Below are 2,284 nucleotides of genomic sequence, written 5' to 3'. Positions count from 1 at the left end.
GTTCATGCAGAGGCTGGAGGACGCGGGAGCCAGGCCGACTATTTTGGAATTGAACTGTGGTCACTATTCGCTTGTCATGCCGCCGTATATTTTGATGGCCGGTTTGAGCTTGAAGCGATTTCTGTCGTCTGCCGACAAGCCGGCCCGGCGAGCATGAGCTTGGCATTGGCTGTCGGACTGGGCAGTAAGCTCCGGCTCGGGCAATGGTCTCCATGATTTTCATAGCGCTGGACCAGTGGTCCAAATCCTCGTTGAGCAGGGTCAGGAGGTTCTGGAGTTCAATCCGCTCGACGCATACCGGGACTGTCAGGAATCTTGTGCGTGAGGCCGGTTGTCGTCATTGGCTGACGAACCTTTCGCCGAAGACGACGGCGAATTGTGTCCTGGCCTCGAACCACTCGCGTGGAGCGCGTTTCCATTCCTCGGCGGCGTGGTTCAGCACCAGATATAACAGCTTCATGGCGGCGTCGTCATTTGGAAAGTGGCCGCGCGTTCGCACGGCGCGCCGCAGCTTTGAATTCAGCGCCTCGATGGCATTGGTAACCGGTATGATCATGACGGTGCCACCTGATCTCCGCTGGAGATAAACGATCGTCGGCGTATGGTGCGACCATCCGGGACAGGGGCACCGGGAGCACGCCAAGTGCGGGCAGGCCGATCTATTCGATGAGCTGCGAGCTCGCGTTAGTAGCTGGCCGCCCCTGCGACCTGCCCGGTTGCGCCGAGAGCGCGGATCCGTAGGTGTCGCGTCGCCCGCCGGCTCCCGATTTAGTCGAGGAGAGGAGCCGATGAGACGTGTGATCGGAATGGACATCCATCGTACCTTCGCGGAGGTGGTGTTTTGGGAAGACGGCCGACTACGCCATCACGGTCGGGTCGACATGACCCGTTCGGGACTGGAAGGGTTCGGCCGCAGCTTGGGACGCACGGATGAGGTTGTCGTCGAGGCGACGGGCAACGCCATGGCGGTGGTGCGGGTTCTTTCGACCTATGTCGGCCGGGTGATTGTCGCCAACCCGATGCAGGTGAAGGCGATCGCCCATGCCAGGATCAAGACCGACAAGATCGATGCCGGCGTTCTTGCGCAGCTCCATGCCAGCGGCTTTCTGCCGGAGGTCTGGGTTCCCGATGAGCGAACCGAGCGGCTTCGCCGCCTCGTCGCGCGGCGCAACGGCATCGCACGCGAGTGAAGAACGAGGTGCATGACATCCTGCAGGCGCACCTCGTGCCGAAGTGCCCGCATGCCGATCTGTTAACCGTCGGGGTCGCGCCTGGCTCGAGCGGCAGGTGCTTCCCGACGACGAGCGGGCCGCTGTCGCTCGCCACATCGCGAGATCGACCGCCTGGCCGAGGATCTGGCTGACCTCGATCAGGAGATCGCCCGGGAAGCGGTTGATGATGTACAAGTCCGGCGGCTTCAGACCATCGCCGGCGTCACGCCATCGTCGCGAGCGGTATCATCGCCGCCGTCGGCGACATTCGGCGGTTCCGCGAGCCGCAGAGGCTGGTGAGCTACTTCGGCCTCAATCCTCGTGTGCGCCAATCCGGTCTTGGCTTGGCGCAATTTGGCCGGATCAGCAAACATGGGCGTTCCCATGCCCGCGCCATGCTGGTCGAAGCCGCCCGGGCGGTGGCGAAGGCGCCCGGACCGCTCAGGGCCTTCTTCCTACGCATCCGCAACAAGCGTGGCCATCAGGTCGCAGCCGTCGCGGTCGCCCGCAAGCTCGCGGTGCTGATCTGGCATCTGCTCACAAAGGAGCAGGACTATTTCTGGGCTCGCCCTCGTGGCGGCAAAGCAGAGACAGCTCGCTCTCAAGGCTGGCGCGCCCGGCGAGCGCGGTGTCGGTCGCCGCGGTTCGGCTTACGCCTACAACGTGAAGGAGTTGCGAAACAGCGAGAAAGCCGCGGCCGAGAATGCCGAGCGTACCTACGAGCTGATGATCCAGCACTGGCGACCACGAGGGCCGAAGCGGCGCACGGACGCCACTAAGGAGGAACGACTATAACCGCGTGGCGGCGCTCTCATCCCCTCGCGCCACATGGTCCGTGCCGGGCGAAATAGCACGAGGAATCGTCGGCACGACGGCCACCGCCCGGCCAGCTTCAGCCTCGGCGCCGTGTCGGGACGGAGAAACGGGCTTCAAGCCGAACAAAGAAACTGCGTTGGAACCGACATTAGCCTTGTCGATGTCATCCGTGGTGTAGATGATGCGGCGCACGCTTTCGGGATAAGCGAAGAATGGCACGACATGCTGCCAATTGCGCCGCCAACTCTGGGTGATGG

4 pseudogenes are annotated in these 2,284 nt (G+C 63.1%); 2 read left to right on the top strand and 2 right to left on the bottom strand.

Annotated features, from left to right (window positions below):
• Nucleotides 1–157, top strand: a pseudogene (locus tag EOA23_RS36775) (dienelactone hydrolase-related enzyme); the annotation flags it as partial.
• Between the two features lie 180 nt (nt 158–337).
• Here EOA23_RS36775 and EOA23_RS33960 read toward each other — a convergent pair.
• Nucleotides 338–541: pseudogene (locus EOA23_RS33960) on the bottom strand (transposase); the annotation flags it as partial.
• Nucleotides 542–788: 247 nt separating this feature from the next.
• Between EOA23_RS33960 and EOA23_RS33955 the strand changes: the two are divergent.
• A pseudogene (locus tag EOA23_RS33955) lies at nt 789–2,006 on the top strand (IS110 family transposase).
• A gap of 177 nt (nt 2,007–2,183) precedes the next feature.
• On the opposite strand, the pseudogene EOA23_RS33950 reads toward EOA23_RS33955, so the two are convergent.
• Nucleotides 2,184–2,284 (bottom strand): annotated as a pseudogene (locus EOA23_RS33950) (transposase); the annotation flags it as partial.

It is taken from the genome of Mesorhizobium sp. M2A.F.Ca.ET.042.01.1.1 (genome assembly GCF_003997405.1).
Lineage (GTDB): Bacteria > Pseudomonadota > Alphaproteobacteria > Rhizobiales > Rhizobiaceae > Mesorhizobium.
This window is presented reverse-complemented; position numbering and strand designations above follow the sequence as displayed.